At 66.3% G+C, this 15764-nt stretch carries 15 protein-coding genes; 6 read left to right on the top strand and 9 right to left on the bottom strand.

Translation table 11 applies throughout. The annotated features are described in order from the left end of the window. The first annotated feature begins 240 nt into the window (after positions 1 to 240). The 4 genes from F3J43_RS02035 (at position 241) to F3J43_RS02020 (ending at position 2769) form a co-directional block, all read left to right on the top strand. A complete protein-coding gene (locus F3J43_RS02035; protein ID WP_166883145.1) occupies positions 241 to 636 on the top strand; it encodes a DUF4398 domain-containing protein in 396 nt (131 codons plus the stop codon). 13 nt (positions 637 to 649) lie between these two features. Further along, the gene (locus tag F3J43_RS02030; RefSeq protein ID WP_166883144.1) at positions 650 to 1426 is read left to right on the top strand and encodes an OmpA family protein; all 777 of its coding nucleotides are present in this window, start codon (positions 650 to 652) and stop codon (positions 1424 to 1426) included. A gap of 107 nt (positions 1427 to 1533) precedes the next feature. Further along, positions 1534 to 2049 (top strand): GNAT family N-acetyltransferase, encoded by a 516-nt coding sequence (locus F3J43_RS02025; RefSeq protein ID WP_166883143.1) that lies wholly within the window; start codon positions 1534 to 1536, stop codon positions 2047 to 2049. A gap of 24 nt (positions 2050 to 2073) precedes the next feature. Next, complete coding sequence (locus F3J43_RS02020; protein WP_166883142.1) at positions 2074 to 2769, top strand: glutathione S-transferase N-terminal domain-containing protein; 696 nt, start codon at positions 2074 to 2076, stop codon at positions 2767 to 2769. A 178-nt stretch (positions 2770 to 2947) separates the two neighbouring features. On the opposite strand, the gene F3J43_RS02015 is transcribed toward F3J43_RS02020, so the two are convergent. Continuing rightward, positions 2948 to 4564 carry an inorganic phosphate transporter gene (locus F3J43_RS02015; RefSeq protein WP_166883141.1) on the bottom strand — a complete coding sequence of 539 codons (1617 nt, stop codon included), beginning with the start codon at positions 4562 to 4564 and terminating at the stop codon, positions 2948 to 2950. 132 nt (positions 4565 to 4696) lie between these two features. Between F3J43_RS02015 and F3J43_RS02010 the strand changes: the two genes are divergently transcribed. Together F3J43_RS02010 and F3J43_RS02005 are read left to right on the top strand one after the other, a co-directional pair. Further along, complete coding sequence (locus F3J43_RS02010) at positions 4697 to 5083, top strand: DUF488 domain-containing protein (RefSeq protein ID WP_166883140.1); 387 nt, start codon at positions 4697 to 4699, stop codon at positions 5081 to 5083. A gap of 50 nt (positions 5084 to 5133) precedes the next feature. After that, positions 5134 to 5565 (top strand): GNAT family N-acetyltransferase, encoded by a 432-nt coding sequence (locus F3J43_RS02005; protein ID WP_166883139.1) that lies wholly within the window; start codon positions 5134 to 5136, stop codon positions 5563 to 5565. A 93-nt stretch (positions 5566 to 5658) separates the two neighbouring features. On the opposite strand, the gene F3J43_RS02000 is transcribed toward F3J43_RS02005, so the two are convergent. From F3J43_RS02000 to F3J43_RS01965, 8 genes are all read right to left on the bottom strand, one after another. Next, complete coding sequence (locus tag F3J43_RS02000; RefSeq protein ID WP_166883138.1) at positions 5659 to 7086, bottom strand: right-handed parallel beta-helix repeat-containing protein; 1428 nt, start codon at positions 7084 to 7086, stop codon at positions 5659 to 5661. Positions 7087 to 7100: 14 nt separating this feature from the next. Continuing rightward, the gene (locus F3J43_RS01995; protein WP_205297573.1) at positions 7101 to 8204 is read right to left on the bottom strand and encodes a polysaccharide lyase; all 1104 of its coding nucleotides are present in this window, start codon (positions 8202 to 8204) and stop codon (positions 7101 to 7103) included. Further along, positions 8201 to 9598, bottom strand: coding sequence for an alginate O-acetyltransferase AlgX-related protein (locus tag F3J43_RS01990; protein WP_166883136.1), 1398 nt, complete (start codon positions 9596 to 9598; stop codon positions 8201 to 8203). Before F3J43_RS01990 ends, F3J43_RS01995 begins: the two co-directional genes overlap by 4 nt. A 28-nt stretch (positions 9599 to 9626) precedes the next feature. Further along, complete coding sequence (locus F3J43_RS01985; RefSeq protein ID WP_166883135.1) at positions 9627 to 10256, bottom strand: alginate O-acetyltransferase AlgF; 630 nt, start codon at positions 10254 to 10256, stop codon at positions 9627 to 9629. Positions 10257 to 10275: 19 nt separating this feature from the next. Further along, positions 10276 to 11367 (bottom strand): alginate O-acetyltransferase, encoded by a 1092-nt coding sequence (locus F3J43_RS01980; protein ID WP_166883134.1) that lies wholly within the window; start codon positions 11365 to 11367, stop codon positions 10276 to 10278. Between the two features lie 62 nt (positions 11368 to 11429). Further along, the gene (locus F3J43_RS01975) at positions 11430 to 12857 is read right to left on the bottom strand and encodes an MBOAT family O-acyltransferase (RefSeq protein ID WP_166883133.1); all 1428 of its coding nucleotides are present in this window, start codon (positions 12855 to 12857) and stop codon (positions 11430 to 11432) included. 12 nt (positions 12858 to 12869) lie between these two features. Further along, entirely contained in the window at positions 12870 to 14312 is a 1443-nt protein-coding gene (locus tag F3J43_RS01970) for an alginate export family protein (protein WP_166883132.1), read from the bottom strand. Further along, positions 14309 to 15757 (bottom strand): SEL1-like repeat protein, encoded by a 1449-nt coding sequence (locus F3J43_RS01965; RefSeq protein ID WP_166883131.1) that lies wholly within the window; start codon positions 15755 to 15757, stop codon positions 14309 to 14311. The genes F3J43_RS01970 and F3J43_RS01965 overlap by 4 nt, the downstream gene beginning before the upstream one ends. Positions 15758 to 15764: the final 7 nt, after the last annotated feature.

Below are 15764 nucleotides of genomic sequence, written 5' to 3'. Positions count from 1 at the left end.
ACAGGTCGATTGCGAAAAGTCCTATTCGGTTGCCTGTTTGCTGGGAATAGTCTGATGCCGTTTTCGAAACAGTCTGTCTTGGTTGCTCTCAATTTCCTTATGCCGAAAAGGACCATGGCACCAGGTCTCAATAAGCTTTATGACGAGCAATCCAGACATTTCCCACATTCTCAGACCTGTTCCGCTGACGAGCGTCGCTCGCCGGTCACCGGTCTGCGAGCGCAGCAAAGGAGCTTTTCCATGCGTGTCCCATTCAACCGCAAGACGTTGCCGCTGGCCGGCCTGCTCTTGGTCCTTGGCGGGTGTGCCAGTGCGCTGGTGCCTACCGAACAGATCGAACTCGCCCGTAGCGCCGTCAACCGCGCGGTTGCCGCCGACGCCACCCAGTACTCACCAGTGCGGATGCACTCGGCGCAAGGCAACCTCAGTGCCATGGATCGGGCACTGGGCGAGAAAAACTACGACGAAGTCGTTCGCCTGGCCAAGCGTGCCCGGGCAGATGCCGTCGCAGCAGAGGCCGAGGCCGGCGCGGCCAAGGCCGATGAGCACGCGAAGGAAGCGAAGAAGGCCGTGGACGATATCCGTAAAGAGGGGCTCCAGGCGTCTGGTCTCTCCACTGACAAGCCTGCCCACTGAGAAGGAAACCATCATGTCGAAGAACCATCTGCTTCCAGCCCTGTCCGTGCTTGCACTGATGCTCGCGGGTTGTGCCGCCACGCCGGAGAATCCGCAACTGGTGGACGCCCGCGAGGCCTTCACGGCGTTGCAGGGCAAACCTGAGTCGCACCGCCTGGCAGCCTTGGAAACCCAGCAGGCACAAGCCGCGCTGCAGCGAGCCGAAGCCGCCTCGCAGGTCAATCGCAAGTCGCCTGAGGTGGAGGAACTTGCTTACGAGGCCAAGAGCAAGACCGACACTGCCAATGCGGTCATCGACCGACGCCTGGCCGAGGCGAAGCTCAAGGGCGTCGAGGCCGAGCGTGCCAAGGCGCAACTGGATGTACGTACCGCCCAGCTCAACGCCTTGAAGGCACTCAAGGCCGACAAGGTCGAACAGACCGAGCGGGGCACCGTGGTGACCTTCGGTGATGTGCTGTTCAAGACCGGCAGCGCCGAGCTGAGCGACCGTAGCCACGATGATATCCAGCGCCTGGCGAGGTTCCTGAGCGAAAACCCAGAGCGCAAGGTGCGGATCGAAGGCTTTACCGACTCCACCGGGGGCAATGAACTGAACCAGCGGTTGTCGGAAAATCGTGCAGAGTCGGTATCTCGCGCCTTGCAGCGCCAGGGGGTGGATCGCGCGCGTATCGCGACCCGCGGCTACGGCAAGGCCTATCCGGTGGCGAGCAACGGCGCGCATTCGCGGCATCTCAACCGCCGCGTCGAGGTGATCATCTCCCAGGGCTCGGAGGTCGTGAGAGCGCGTTGAGGCGATAAGCAGGCGATCCGGTGTGAGCCGGGTCGCCTTTTCATTTGCAGCGCCCGGGCAGGGCTGGCATTGTCGGAGTCGATCCGGATGCCCGACAGGAAGTTGCCATGCCCTACCAGATCCGCCCGGCCCACGGCGATGACTGCGCTGCCCTGAGCCAGGTCGGCCAGGCCACCTTCGCCCTGGCCAGCCCGCCCGACAGCGCACCCGCCGCGCAGCGGCACTACATTGCCGACAACCTGCAGCCCGAGCACTTCCTGGCGCACCTGCGCGATCCGCACAAGCGCCTGCTGGTGCTCGAGCAGGATGGCCGGGTGCTGGGCTACAGCATGCTCGACCTGGCGCCCGGCACGTTGGGTATCCCCGACGCCGACCCGCTGGTGGAAATCTCCCGTTGCTACGTGCTGCCCGAGGCTCACGGGCAGGGTGGCGCACAGCAGTTGCTCGACGCCACCCTGGCGTATACCCAAGGCGCGGTGCGCCTGACCGTCAATGAACGCAACGCCCGGGCCATCCGCTTCTACCAGCGCAATGGCTTTGGCAAGGTGGGCGAGGCGATCTTTCCCTGCGGCGAGGAGCGTCACCGCGACTGGGTGATGGTTCGTCGTCCTGAACTTTCCTGATTACTCACTGCGCAAGGCCTGCCCATGACCGATCTTTCCGCGTTCCCCATTACCCGCAAATGGCCAGCCAGCCACCCCGAGCGACTGCAGCTCTACTCGTTGGCCACGCCCAACGGTGTCAAGGTCTCGATCATGCTCGAGGAGATCGGCCTGCCCTACGAGGTGCACAAGATCAGCTTCGACAGCGAGGACCAACTGACCCCGGCATTCATCTCGCTGAGCGCCAACAACAAGATCCCGGCGATCCTCGATCCCGACGGTCCCGGTGGCCAGCCGCTGGCGCTGTTCGAGTCGGGGGCGATCCTGCAGTACCTGGCGGAAAAAAGCGGCCAGTTGCTGAGCCAGGAGCCGGCTCAGCGTTACCAGACGCTGCAATGGCTGATGTTCCAGATGGCTGGCATCGGGCCGATGTTCGGCCAGGTGGGGTTCTTCCATTTCTTCGCCGGCAAGGACTATGAGGACAAGCGTCCGCGCGACCGCTACGTCAACGAGTCGAAGCGTCTGCTCGGGGTGCTGGACCGGCATCTGCAGGGGCGCGAGTGGATGGTGGACGACTACAGCATCGCCGATATCGCCATCTTCCCCTGGGTACGCAACCTGGTGGAGCGCTACAACGCCCGCGAACTGGTGGAGTTCGATCGGTTCCAGCAAGTGCAACGGGTGCTGGCGACGTTTCTCGAACGCCCGGCCGTGCAGCGTGGCTTGAAGATTCCGGCCTGACGCGTAACTGTGCAGGGCAGAGCAAATGTGTGGCGAGAGGCACGTGGGAGCGGGCTTGCCCCGCGATAGGGCCGGCATGGCAATCGCGGGGCAAGCTCGCTCCCACGCCTCTTCCATGAACTGCACCACGCCTTCCACGGCCTGCCCCGCGTGCATCCAACCAGCCTGAGCCGGCGTCTCAGAACACCTGGTTGAGCAGCCAGTACAGGCTCCCCGCCAGCAGCATCGCCGCCGGCAGTGTCAACACCCAGGCCATCAGCAGGTTGACCAGAGTCTTGCGCTGGATCCCCGAGCCATTGGCGACCATGCTCCCGGCCACCCCCGAGCTCAGCACATGGGTGGTCGACACCGGCAAGCCGAACATGTCCGCCGCGCCGATCGTGCACATCGCCACCACCTCCGCCGAAGCGCCCTGGGCATAGCTCAGGTGGGTCTTGCCGATCTTCTCGCCCACCGTCACCACGATGCGTCGCCAGCCGACCATGGTGCCCAGGCCGAGGGCAATGGCCACTGCCACCTTGACCCACAGCGGGATGTAGCGGGTGGCATCGTCGAGCTGACGCTTGAACAGTTGCACATGGCGCTGGGTGTCGGCATCGAACGCGGCCAGGCGGTGCTTGTCGAGCAGGCGGATGGCCTCGCTGGTCAGGTACATGTCGTTGCGCACGTTGGCCATGGCTTCGGCCGGCACACGCTTGAGCGAGCCATAGCCCTTGACCTCGTCGCCGATCATGCCGGTCAGCGCGGCCAGCGCCGGCACCAGCTCAGGGCTGGCCTTGGGCTCGGAGATGAACGCGGTGAGGGCCTGGCGCGGATCCGTCGGCGGCGCTTGCGGGGCGCTGCGCACCAGGGCTTGGCGGGTCACCTCGGCGACCGCCGAGAATTGCAGGGCCTGCTCGTTGGGCATGGTCTTGTTCAGGGCGTAGGCCATCGGCAGGGTGCCGACCAGGATCAGCATGATCAGCCCCATGCCTTTCTGTCCGTCGTTGGAGCCATGGGCGAACGACACGCCGGTACAGGTGAGGATCAGCACGCCGCGAATCCACCACGGTGGCGGGGTCTGTCCCTCGGGTGCCTGGTACAGTTCGCGGCGCTTGACCAGCGCGCGCAGGGCGAGCAGCAGCAGGGCGGCGCAGGCGAAACCGATCAGGGGCGAGAACAGCAAGGCGTAGCCGACCTTGCTGGCCTGGGTCCAGTCCACCCCGCTGGTACCGTCACGGCCATGCATCAGCGCGTTGGCCACGCCCACGCCGATGATCGAGCCGATCAGCGTGTGCGAGGACGAGGCCGGCAATCCCAGCCACCAGGTGCCGAGGTTCCAGATGATCGCGGCCAGCAGCAGGGCGAAGACCATGGCGAAGCCCGCCGAAGAGCCGACCTGCAGGATCAGCTCGACCGGCAGCAGGGCAATGATGCCGAACGCCACTGCGCCGCTGGACAGCAGCACGCCGAGGAAATTGCACAGCCCTGACCAGACCACCGCCACGGGAGCCGGCAGCGAGTGGGTATAGATCACCGTGGCCACGGCGTTGGCGGTGTCGTGGAAGCCGTTGACGAATTCGAAGCCCAGGGCGATCAGCAGCGCCAGCCCCAGCAGCAGGAAGGGCGTGACCGTGGTGACCAGGGTGCCGCTGGCGCTGACGTCCTGCTTGAGGCTCCAGAAGGTGTAGGCGAGGCCGGCGAGCAACAGGCCGAAGAACAGGATCAGGGTGGCGCGGCCAGGACGGTGGGACAGGTGCGGGCGGGAATCGGGCATGGGCAGCGTGTCCTGGCTGGCCAGCGAGGGAGTGGTCATGATGGCTCCGGTGTGCGTCGGCGGAGAAGGGGATGGCTTCCTATCCTAGAAACAATCTGTTACCGGGGAGTGACCTCGGTCAAAGGAGCTTCTAGTCTAGAAGGCAATGCCGGATTGCCAAGCGAGCCGCTGATGATTCACTGCAAGCGTGTGTACGAACCTGTCGCCGCCACGGATGGCCAGCGAGTGCTGGTTGATCGCCTATGGCCACGCAACAAGCGCAAGGAAGACCTGCATGGCCAGTGGTTGCGCGAGGTGGCGCCATCCGACGAGCTGCGCAAGGCGTTCCATGCCGGCGAGGTGGATTTCGCCGGCTTCAGCCAGCGTTACCGGCACGAGTTGGCCGCCCATCCGGAGCACTGGTATCCCCTGCTCGATCTGGCGGGCAAGGGCGACCTGACTCTGCTCTATGCCGGCAAGGACACCGAGCACAACAATGCCAGGGTGCTGGCCGACTGGCTGGAGGAGGAACTGGATCGACGCGGCCCGGGTAGTTCCCCGGTGTGCTACGCCCAGTGAGCCGTGTAACCTGTGCCAGTCGCCCTTGAACCGCACGTTTGCGCAAGCCCATGCCCCTGCAATTGACCCCCGCCAACGACAGTCACCGCACCTTCGCCCGCGATCTCGCCCGCCGTGCGATGCTGCCGTATTACCGCGAATTCGACCTGCTGTGGATCGAGGAGGCCTTCGACGAAGCCTGGGGGTGGCGCGAACAGTGGCTGGTGGAGGAGGACGGCGAGCTACTGGGCTTCTGCAGCCTCAGCCAGGACCGCCAGGCGCTGTTCATCCGCGAACTGCATTTGCTGCCCGAGCATCGGGGGCGGGGTATCGGCAGTTGGCTGCTGGAGGCGCTTGCCGGATGGGCGGCGCAACGCCGGCTACCGTTGCTGCGCCTGATGGTGTTCAGCAGCAATCCGGCGCGGCGGCTGTATCTGCGTCACGGCTTCGTCGAGGTGGGGATGGACGAGTGCTTCGTACGGATGCAGCGCCCGGTTGCCTGATCCAGGTATCTGGCCGTAGCGGTTGGCGCTATCGCGGGGCAAGCCCGCTCCCACGCAGTGTTCGCTGGGCTCGGGCAAGTCGGCATGGCAGCACTATTGCTGGCGAATCCGCACCATCCGCCCCTGGCTCAGCGTCGCCTCCAGCACTTGCCCTTGCACCGGCGACAGATCGCCGATCAGCAGGTTCTGCAGCAATGCCTTGCCCTCGAAGCTGTTGCCCCCCAGGCGCACCTCGTTCATCCCTTCGACCCTTACCAGCGCCTTGCCCACTCGCCCCAGACGGTTGTCGCTGATCAGCAGCGGCCCCGGTTGCGTCGTGCTGTTGCGCAGGCTGAACGCATACTCCGGCGTATTGCCGATGCGGTTGTCCACCAGGGCCAGGCTCGTCACTTCGGCGGCATCCACCGCGCTTGCCTGGCTGCCGGCCAGCAGGTTGCCGTCGATCAGCAAGGGGGCTGCCGTGCTGGGGGTCAGGTTGCGCAACTGGAGGCCGTTGCCCCGACTGTCGCCGATACGGTTGCTGGTGACCAGCACGGCCCCGCGCTGGTCGCTGAGTTCGATGGCGGCCTTGGCCGCGCCGAGGATCAGGTTGCCTTCGATCAAGGCGCGGGTCTGACCGCGCAGGCGTACGCCGCTGTTGTTGGCGATGCCGCGCAACTGGTTGTCGCGCAGGCTCAACTGGCTGTCGCGGGCGTCGATGGCGTACTGCTGGGACTGCTCGAAGCGACTGCCGGTGATCACCGCCTGGCTGTGCTGCAACTCCACGCCGCTGGACAGCTCGCGGAACTGGCTGGCGTCGATCAACAGCGTGGCCGGGCGGGTAGCGACAGGTTGCTGGCTACTGAGCGCGGTGCTCAGGCCCCGGGACAGGTTGGCGTTGTAGCCCAGGCGCTGCAGGCGTGAGTCGATCACCTGGGTGTGGCTGCCGGCCCAGGCCACCACGAAGGGCCGCCAGGCACGATCGGTGGCGCTGGGACGGTCGCCGCTCAGGCTTTCCAGGGTCGCGTGGCGCAACCCGAGCCAGCCCTGGTTGATCAGCGCGGTGCCGGAAAAGCTGTAGAGGTACAGGTGGGTGTCTTCGACCAGCAGCCCGGCGTCGGCGCCGATCAGCAGCGGGTAGCTGAGCAGGTAGCCGTCCTTGTAGCGTCTGAGGATGCGTGGATCGTTCAGCGCGTCATGCAATTGTCCCAGGCTGATGCCGCCGCCACGCAGCACCACGGCCTGCGGATGGTGTGCCTGATAGCCGGCGATGGCGCGGAACAGCCCGTTGTTGACGAAGGGCTCGAACGGCCAACTGCCGGCCTGGGCGGAGAACATCGGTTGCAGGCTGACGCTGGCACGACCGCCGGGCAACGCGCGCGGCTTCTGTTCGAAGGCCACCGCCTGGCGGGCCTGCTGGCGCAACTGGGCGAGCTGCTGGCGGTGCTGCTCGGTGTCCAGGGTATCGACCACTGGTGTGGCAGCCAGGGCATTGCCGGCGAGCAGCAGGCCGATGAGGGAAAAACGGGCGAACGTGGCCATGACAGGTTCCTGGTTCAGGGCAGTATGGGGTAGGCCGGCTTGAGCGGGCCGCCGACCTGGCTGTAGTTGTCCACCTCGCCGTGTTCGCGCTCGTACAACTGACGGGCCAGGTGATGGCCGGGCTGGCGGGCGAGGAAGGTGATCAGCCAGGCCAGCTTGTACGGGGCGACGTCAGCCTGGCTGCGGCCCTCGAGCTCCGGCAGGCTGTCGGGGGCGAGCACGCTGCGCGCGGCGAAGCTGGCCAGGCGCTCGAGGGTCTGCTGGTCGTCGTCGTTCCAGGCCAGGCCGTTGGCCCGTGCCGACTCGCCGAGCAGGACCAGCGGCACCAGGGCGTACTGGCTGTAGCTGGCGGCCAGCTTGCCGCGGGCTACCTCAAGGGGCAGGTAGGCGTAGTCGCCGCGGCGTACCGCCTGGGCCAGGCCACGGCGCAGGGCGCCGTCGGCCCAGCGAATGAAATCGTCGCGCTGCACCAGCATGCCGGTGGCGGCCACGGCCCAGGCGGCCCAGTAGTCGTGGTTGTTGAAGTACACGGTGGTGGCGTGGCGGCGCGGCTCGTAGTCGCGGATCACCTGCTCGCCGAGGCGGGTGAACCAGCGCTGTTGCGTGGGGCTGAGCTGGAGCTTGCCGTCGGCCGCGGCCTGGGTCAGCAGCACCGCGCCGGCCATCGCCGCCAGCGCCCATTTGCGCGCGGCCATGCCCGTGGCGCTGGCGTCCGGGTCGAGCAGGGCATCGGCGCGTGCCCAACGTTCCAGCCATTGGTCCTGGCAGGCCAGGGCCAGGTTGGCTTCCTGGGGTTTCTTCGCCTTCTGGAAGCGCTTGCCGGCATAGATCAGGCCACCGATGAACTGCTTGACCTGCTTGCCGATACGCTCGCTGTCGGCGTCCGGACGGGCGCGCAAGGTCGACTTGCTGGCATCGCGCTGGTCGTACTTGCTTTGCAGGCGCAGGTTGCCGGTATAGGGCGCAGGGGGCTCCTTGTTGCACGTGAGCGCGCGGTAGTCGGCGATCATGGCCGACTGCGCGGTGGCGCGGGCTGGCCAGATCGACTGGGCGGCGTGGGCCTGGGGCAGCAGCATGGCAAGCAGCAGCAGGCCGGCATGACACCTGTGGGCGTTCACAGGCATAACCGGGTCTGCACTTCGGTGGCGGTGGTCCCGGCCTTGGTCGGCTCGAGGAACACCGACAGCAGGTTGGCCCCGGCGAATGCCGGCGCCTTGCTCAGTTCCAGGTAGTACTGGCCGCCGCTGACCGCCGCTTCGCGACGGAACCAGACTTTGTCGCGAGCGCCATTGTCGTAATAGACGATGATGTAGAAGTCACGCACGTTCTTGTCGCTCAGGCGGATATCGAGAAAGCCACCGGTCACCGACTGCCGGGCGCTGCCGGCATTGCTCAACAGTTCGATGCGTTCGCCCACCTGCAGGGCCGGGCGCTGGAGCTTCGAGCTCAATACCCCGGCGGCGGCCTTGCAGCCACCCTGGATCGCTGGCACCAGTTGCCGGTACATCAACGGCGAGTCGAGCCGGTAGTTGGCCGGCAACTCCCAGACGATCAGCTTGGGCGGCGCCTCGGGCTTGTAGTCGGCGGACAGCAGGTATTCGAGCAGCGAACCGTCCTCGCCGACGCCGGGCAGGGCGTAGTTGAGAATGTCCACACCCAGGTACTGCTTGAGATAGCCGTCGAAGTTGAACTGCTTGCTCTCGTCCTCGCGGGTTGCGGCGTTGCTGTCGCCGACCAGGATCACCTGTGGATCGGGCGCCTCGTCGAACAGGGCATCGCTGCTGTCGGCCACCGGGATGGTCTGGTAGCCGCGCACGTACTGGAACCCGTAGTTGTTGCCGCAGATGTAGCTCAGGGCCAGGTTCAGGGTGCCGTCCTTGGGCACCATCACCCCAGGCTCGGTGCGGTACTGTTTCTTGGTCAATCCGGCGTAGAACGGCTGGCGACGGATTTCGTCGGCCAGCAGTCGCGCCGTGGCCTCGGCGCCGGCGGGGGTCCAGTGGTGGTCGCGGCGGAAGAAATACTCGTCCTTGGGCGGTTGCCGCACCAGCTGCATCATCGGCGCCACCACGGCGCCACCCTGGCGCAACTGGCCCAGGTAGGTGTCGAGGTTGTGGCTGGCGCGCTCGTAGTCGAAGCCGTGCAACTGGTCCGGGTACAGCTTGTCCCGGTGCATCAGGCCACGGGTCGGCTGGATGGCCATGGCTACCTGGATACCCTGGCGCTGGAAGGCCGCCATCAGGCGGGCGAACTCCGGGCGCATGGGCGCGGGGATGCCGAAGTCGTTGGTCAGGTCGACCATCGAACGGAACAGCCAGCGCTCCTTGCCGGGGACGATCTGGCGCATCAGCTTCATGCGCCCTTCGGCGTAGCGCTGGGGTTCGGCCAGGGCCGGGCAGACCATGCACTGCAGGTTTTCGCAGCCGGGCCGCACGGGCGCCTCGGCGGCCTGGCCGGACAGGCTCAGCAGCGCCAGGGACGCTGCCAGGCCGAGGGGGAGGAGGGTATTCATGGGCCGGTCATCCTTGCGGGGCGCTGGGTCACTCGGTCGGGTCGATGCTGTTGGCCAGGCTCAGGCCACGGTTGCCCGGCAGCAGCACGTAGCTGTAGGAGCGGCCTTTCTTGAGGAACAGCTCGTCGAAGCTGGCCACTTGCTTGTCGCCGACGTAGGCGGCGAAGTCGATCTTGATCTCGTTGACCATGCGCGCGCCGGTCTGCCCGTTGGCCAGGGCCTTGACCACCTCGTGCTTGCCATCGGCGGTGCGCAGCATGGCCTGGGCAGGCGTGAGGTTGTAGAACGCGACCTGGGCCTTTTTCGGCTCGTTGACGTACTGGTCGGCGATCAGCTTCAGTTGCTGGCCGTCATAGACCACGGTACTGGCGGCGTTGGCCTGCAGGCTTGGCTCGATGGCCTTGGCACCGATGGCGATGCGGTGCGTGCCGGCGGGCACGAAGCGGTAGCCGCCCAGTTGGCCGGGGGCGACCTTCTGCGGGTTGAGCTTGCCGCTCAGGGTGACGTCGACGCTGGCGTCTGACAGGTTGAGCACCCGGACGAAGGCCGAATCGGCCGGAGCCACGGCGTCATACAGGTCGGCGTTGCCTTCGGCGGCCAGGGTGGCATGGCTGGCGCAGGCCAGGGCGAGTGTGGCGAACAGGGGCGAGAGCTTCATCGGGTTTCTCCTTGAAACGTCAGAAATGCGCGGGCTGGGTGTTGCCCGCGAGGGTGCCGGGGCGGTGGGCAAGCAAGGTACGCAGCGGGAACTCCCAGACCACGGTGTCGATCTGCGGGTTGTGCGACTGGTCGCTGGCGAGGAACTGGCGCATCGCCTCGAACGGCCCGCGGGCCTCCACGGCGATGTTCAGCAAGTCACGGTTGAGCGCCTCCTTGAGGAAGCCGACGAAGTTCCAGTCGTCGATCTTGCTGTAGCTGGTGCCGACCAACAGCAGGCTCTGGGCCTGTTCGGCGAACAGGTCGTCGCTGTCCTGCTCGGCCTTGAGGGTTTCGTACAGCTCGATGGTGCTGGCGCCGTATTGCGGCGCCAGGCCATGGTCGAACTGCAGGTAGTTCATCAGGTCGCCCTTGACCTGCTTGTCGCCGGTCTTGTGCGAGACGTAGACCTGGTCGCCCAGCAGATGCGGACGCTGGCGTGCCAGCTCGTAGGCCGCCAGGCGGGCACCGTCCGGGCTCCAGTGGGTATCGGACTTGAGGAACAGCCGCGGGCCGGACAGGTTGCGCAGGTACGCCTCGCGCAGCGGCACCACATCCAGCTGGCGGGCCTGCAGGTCGCTGACGAAGCGCTGGTAGAGGCTGCTCACCCGCGGGTCGAAGGTGCGTGCGGCGTGGGCGGCGTAGATGTCCAGCTTCATGGGCAGCGGCAGCAGCAGCAGGTGCTTGCCGCGCTCGGCCAGTTGCCGCTCGATGTCGGTGATCTGCGCCAGCTGGTACGCCAGGTTGGCGTCCAGGTCGTTGGGCACACGGTATTCCTGGTTGGTGTAGAGCCAGCCGTCGTGACCCAGTAGCACACCCTTGGTGCCTTCGCCGAACAGCCGGAACTGGGCGTCGGCCCACAGTCTTACCGACGGGTCGCGCAGGAAGAAGCGCTTGTCGTAGGCCTGCTCGAACCTGCGCAGCAGCTTGCCGTCGACGAACAGATGCCAGGCGTCGTCCTGGCTGCGGGCGAAGCTGAACACCGGTGGCAGCGAATAGACGAACATCGCCGCCAGCACCAGGGCGAAGATCACACCATTGGCCTTGCTGGCCGAATTCATCACTGGGTACATGCTATTTCCACGAAACAGTAAGTTGGGTCATCGAGCGACGCGTTCCCTGCCAGCGCCTGGTCCTAGAACTGGAAGTACAGGAACGGCGAGAACGAGTTGGCCGCCAGGCTGCTCAGTGCCAGCAGGAAGCCGCCCCACAGCAGCAGGCTGTGCAGCACTCCCACGCGGGCCATGAAGTAGCCGTCCTTGTTGCCGGCGTAGAAGCGCACGTTGTTGATCCCGGCCAGCAGCAGCCAGACCAGTGCCACCAGGGCGAAGGCCATGGCCATCTTCGAGGCGCCGAGCACGTAGAGCTCCAGCGAGCCGAAGCCGTTGAAGCCCAGTAGCGCCTGGTAGATGTCGAGGCTGTGGCGCAGGTCCATGGTGAAGAACAGCGGCATGCTGAGGATGATCAGCAGCGCGGTGCGCAGGTTGCGGCCCAGGCGGTACGGGCTGTTGAGCTTGGTGGCGAGGCCGAACTTGCGTTCGAGCACCATGCCGATGCCGAAGAACAGCCCCCAGCAGATGAAGGCGAAGCTCGCCCCGTGCCACAGCCCCGACAGCAGCATGGTCCACACCAGCGCCGGCAGCGCGCCGGCGACACGCTTGCGCACCAGCGGCAGGTACACGTAGTCGCGCAGGAAGTGGGCCAGGGTCATGTGCCAGCGTGACCAGAACTCGGTGATGCTCTGCGACACATAGGGCTGGTTGAAGTTTTCCGGGAAGCGAAAGCCCATCATTAGTGCCAGGCCCAGTGCCATGTGGCTGTAGCCGGCGAAGTCGAAATACAGCTGCAAGGTCGAGACCACCAGGCCGAACCAGGCATCGCTGAACTGCAAGGTACCCTCGCCGACGAACAGCACGTTGATCGGCGCCAGGCGGTCGGCGATCAGCACCTTCATGATGAAGCCGAGCATGAAGCGGCATGCGCCCAGGGAGAACAGCTCCAGCGAGTGGCTGCGCTGACGCAGCTGCGGCGCCAGCTGGCTGTAGCGCAGGATCGGCCCGGCCACCAGGTGCGGGAACAGTGCGACGAAGGCGGCGAAGTCGATGAAGCTGCGGGTCGGCGTGGCTTCCTTGCGGTAGATGTCGACGATGTAGCTCAGGGCGTGGAACACGTAGAACGAGATGCCCAGCGGCAGGAAGATGTTCTCCAGGGTCCAGGTGTCGATACCCAGCGGCGCCAGCAGCAGGGCCAGCACCTCGGCGCCGAAGTTGGCGTACTTGAAGTAGCCCAGGGTCGCCAGGTTGCCGGCCACGCCAAGCCACAGCAGGCGCAGGGCGCGACGTTTGTCGTCGGCGTCCAGGCGCGCCTTGATCAGCAGGCCGAGGCCGTAGTTCCAGGCGGTGATGGCGACGAACAGCAGCAGGAAGTCCGGGCGCCACCAGGCATAGAAAAGGTAGCTGGCGGCGACGATCACCAGCGAGCGCCACTGCGGCCGGGCCAGGTAGTAGATGGCCAGGAACAGCGGCAGGTAGAGGAACAGGAACACGTTGGAAGCGAAGATCATGCTGGGCCGTCCTTAGTAGCTGATCACGACGCCGACGCTCAGCTGGTAGTCGTCACCGGTGTTCAGGGCATTGCCGGCGTTGAGGTAGCTGGCGCTGACCAGGGTGTTGACGTCCAGGCGCTTGCCGTCGAGGGCTACCGGGAACATCTTCCAGTAGTAGTTGAGGTCGATCATCTGGCCGACGTTGTCGCCCTTGCGCTGGCCCTGGCTTGCCTCGAGCGTGGCTTGGCGCCGCGCATCGGCGGCCATGCGGATCGGCAGGGCGCCCTGGGTGTCGCGCAGGTTGAGCTGGGTGATGCGCAGGTCCAGTGCGCTGCGCGGGGTCGGGCGGGTTTCCAGGGCGATGCCGTAGTAGCTCAGGTTGCGCAGGTCGAGGGCGACGAACGAACTGGTCAGCCGCGTGCTGTAGGAGCCTTGGCGGGTGATGCGGTCGGACTGGATCGGGTTGAGGCGAAAACCGTCGTTGTCGTCGTCCGGCTTGTCGGTCAGGCCGCCGCGCAGGGCGACCCGCGGGGTCCAGGGCAGGTTGTCGAAGCGCGTGCCGACTTCGCCGAGGGCGGCCCAGCCACGGCTGGCGTGGCCAGTGGTGGTGACGCCGTTGCTGGCGGTGTTGTCCATCGTGCCATCCAGCGCTGCCAGCTCCAGGTGGTAGTCGCTGTCCAGTGGCAGGTGCTCGCCCTTGAAGAACAGGCCGTAGCGCAGGCCCTTGAAGTCGTAGCGATCGTCGCTGTCGTGGCCGCTGCGGTCGTTCTCGTGCATCAGGCGCAGGCCGGCCTGGTTGTGGGTGCTCCAGCGGTAGGCGTATTGGCCCATCACGTAGAGCGTGCGTTCTTCGCTGGCGGGCAGGGCGTTGACGTCGGTGTTGTAGTTGTGGAATTTCTGCCCGACGGCGAGGAAGGCATCGGAGAAGCTGCCCTGGTAGTTGAAGCGCACCGACTCCAGGCTGTCGTCCCACCAGATGCCATAGTCGTCGTTGAAGCGCTGGCGGCCGAACGACAGCGAGAAGCGCGGGTCGTCGCCGATCAGGTTGCGCTTGACGTACAGCTCGCGCAGTTCGGCGTACCAGCCTTCGGGTTGTTCGCGAGTGTTCGGGTTGGTCGATTCGCTGTTCAGGTTGCTTGACTGGCTGGAGTCGTAGTTCAGCCACAGGCGGCCGTAGACCATCCACCTGGCCCAGCGCTTCTCGGGCGAGTACCAGGCGAACGACGGTTCGTAGCGCAGGCTGTAGAAGCTCGTGCGGTCACGGCCGACCTGGGAGTCCTCGGGGCCGTAGCCGGTCTGCACGGTGAGCTTGTTGAAGAACTCCGAGGTGATCACCGGCTCGCCACCGTCGGCGGTTACGCGTACCGGCGCGTTCTGGTCGGCCTCGGGGCCGGTGACTTCCTCCGCGGCCAGCGCCGCCGACAGTGGCGCCAGGGCGAGCAGGGCACCGAGCAGGGGATGATGCGCTTTCACAGCGAAGCCTCCTTCAACAGATCGCCCCGCGCCGCGAGGGCACGTGCGATGTCATCCTTGGGCAGGGTCTTGTCCAGGCGCCTGAGCAGGCCGCGGGCGCGGGTCTCGCCCAGGTCCAGGGCGATGCGCGCATAGGTGTAGGCCTTGACCGGGTCGTGACAGACCGCCCGGCCGCGCAGGTGCACGGTGGCCATGCGGTACCAGGCAGCGGTCGAACCCTGCTCGGCCTGTTGCTGCCAGATGCGCAGGGCGCGCTCCTGGTCGGGCTGGTCGAGGCCGCCCTTGCTGTACAGGTCACCCAGCAGCAACTGGGCCTCGGGGTAGTGGGCGTCGATCAGCTCGTCGATCAACCCCAGGGCCTTCTCCGGATCCAGGGTCAGCCAGTTGTTGACCATGTAGAACGATGCCTCCAGCGCCTTGGCCCGGGTCGGTTCCTTGGCCCGCACCTGGGCGATCAGCGCCTGGGTCTGCTCGGCGTTGTGCTCGGTGGGATTGGAAATCATGAAGTTGGCCTTGGACACCAGGGCCGGCAGGTAGCCCCGAGCCACGGCATGGTCCAGCCAGCGCTGGGCCTCGGCGATGCCGTCGGCGCGCAGCTTGTCGTTGGCCTGGTCGCGGGCCTTCTGCTCGGGCGTTGGCTCGACCTTGGGGCCCATGGCATCGCCCAGGCGCTGTTCGCGCTCGGCATCCAGTTCGGCGCGGGTGACGGCATGGATGTTGTCCACCAGGGCACCGATGCGTTGCACGATCTCCACCGGCAGGCTGGCCATTTCAGGTTCCAGGCGGCGGGCGAAGGCGAGGAACGCGTTGTCCTGCTGCGCGCCAAGAAAGCGGTAGTAACGGTCGACGGCACGCGGGTCGATGCGCGCAGCCTGCTGGTACCAGCGCTCGGCGCCGACGCGGTCGCCCTGGCGCTCGGCGACCACGGCGTGGAACAGTTCGGGGCGGCAGTAGAGCAGGCAGCTCTGTTCGTACAAGGCCAGCAGCTCGGCGGCGCGGTTGCCGGCGAACAGCTGCGGGTAGACCAGGAACACCTCGAGGCTGGTACTGGTGCTGCGTGGGTCGAGGTCGTTGGGGTAGCGGGTCAGGGCCTGGCGCATCCAGGCCTGGTAGCGGCGTTGCAGGTTCGGCGTGCGGTCGAGCAGGCGTGCCAGCGAGGCCAGCGCGGGGATCTGCCCGTGACCGTCGGCGAAGGCTTCCTGGTACAGGCGGATGATCTGCGGGCGGCTGGCAGCGTCACTGCCGGCCAGCACGTCGCCGAGCAACTGCTTGGCGGCCAGGTCGCCACGCTCGGCGAGCGCGCGCAGGTCGGCGCCGACGTCGGCGCTCGGGTCCTTGTACAGCGCATAGCGCACCTGCTCCAGGCTCTGGCCGGCGCAGGCGCTGCCGGCCCAGGCCAGGCCCAGGCCGGCCAGCAGCAGGCGCGGGACGTTCTTGGCGTTCATGGCCCGT

The sequence above is a fragment of the Pantoea sp. Cy-639 genome (genome assembly GCF_011752525.1).
GTDB lineage: Bacteria > Pseudomonadota > Gammaproteobacteria > Pseudomonadales > Pseudomonadaceae > Aquipseudomonas.
This window is presented reverse-complemented; position numbering and strand designations above follow the sequence as displayed.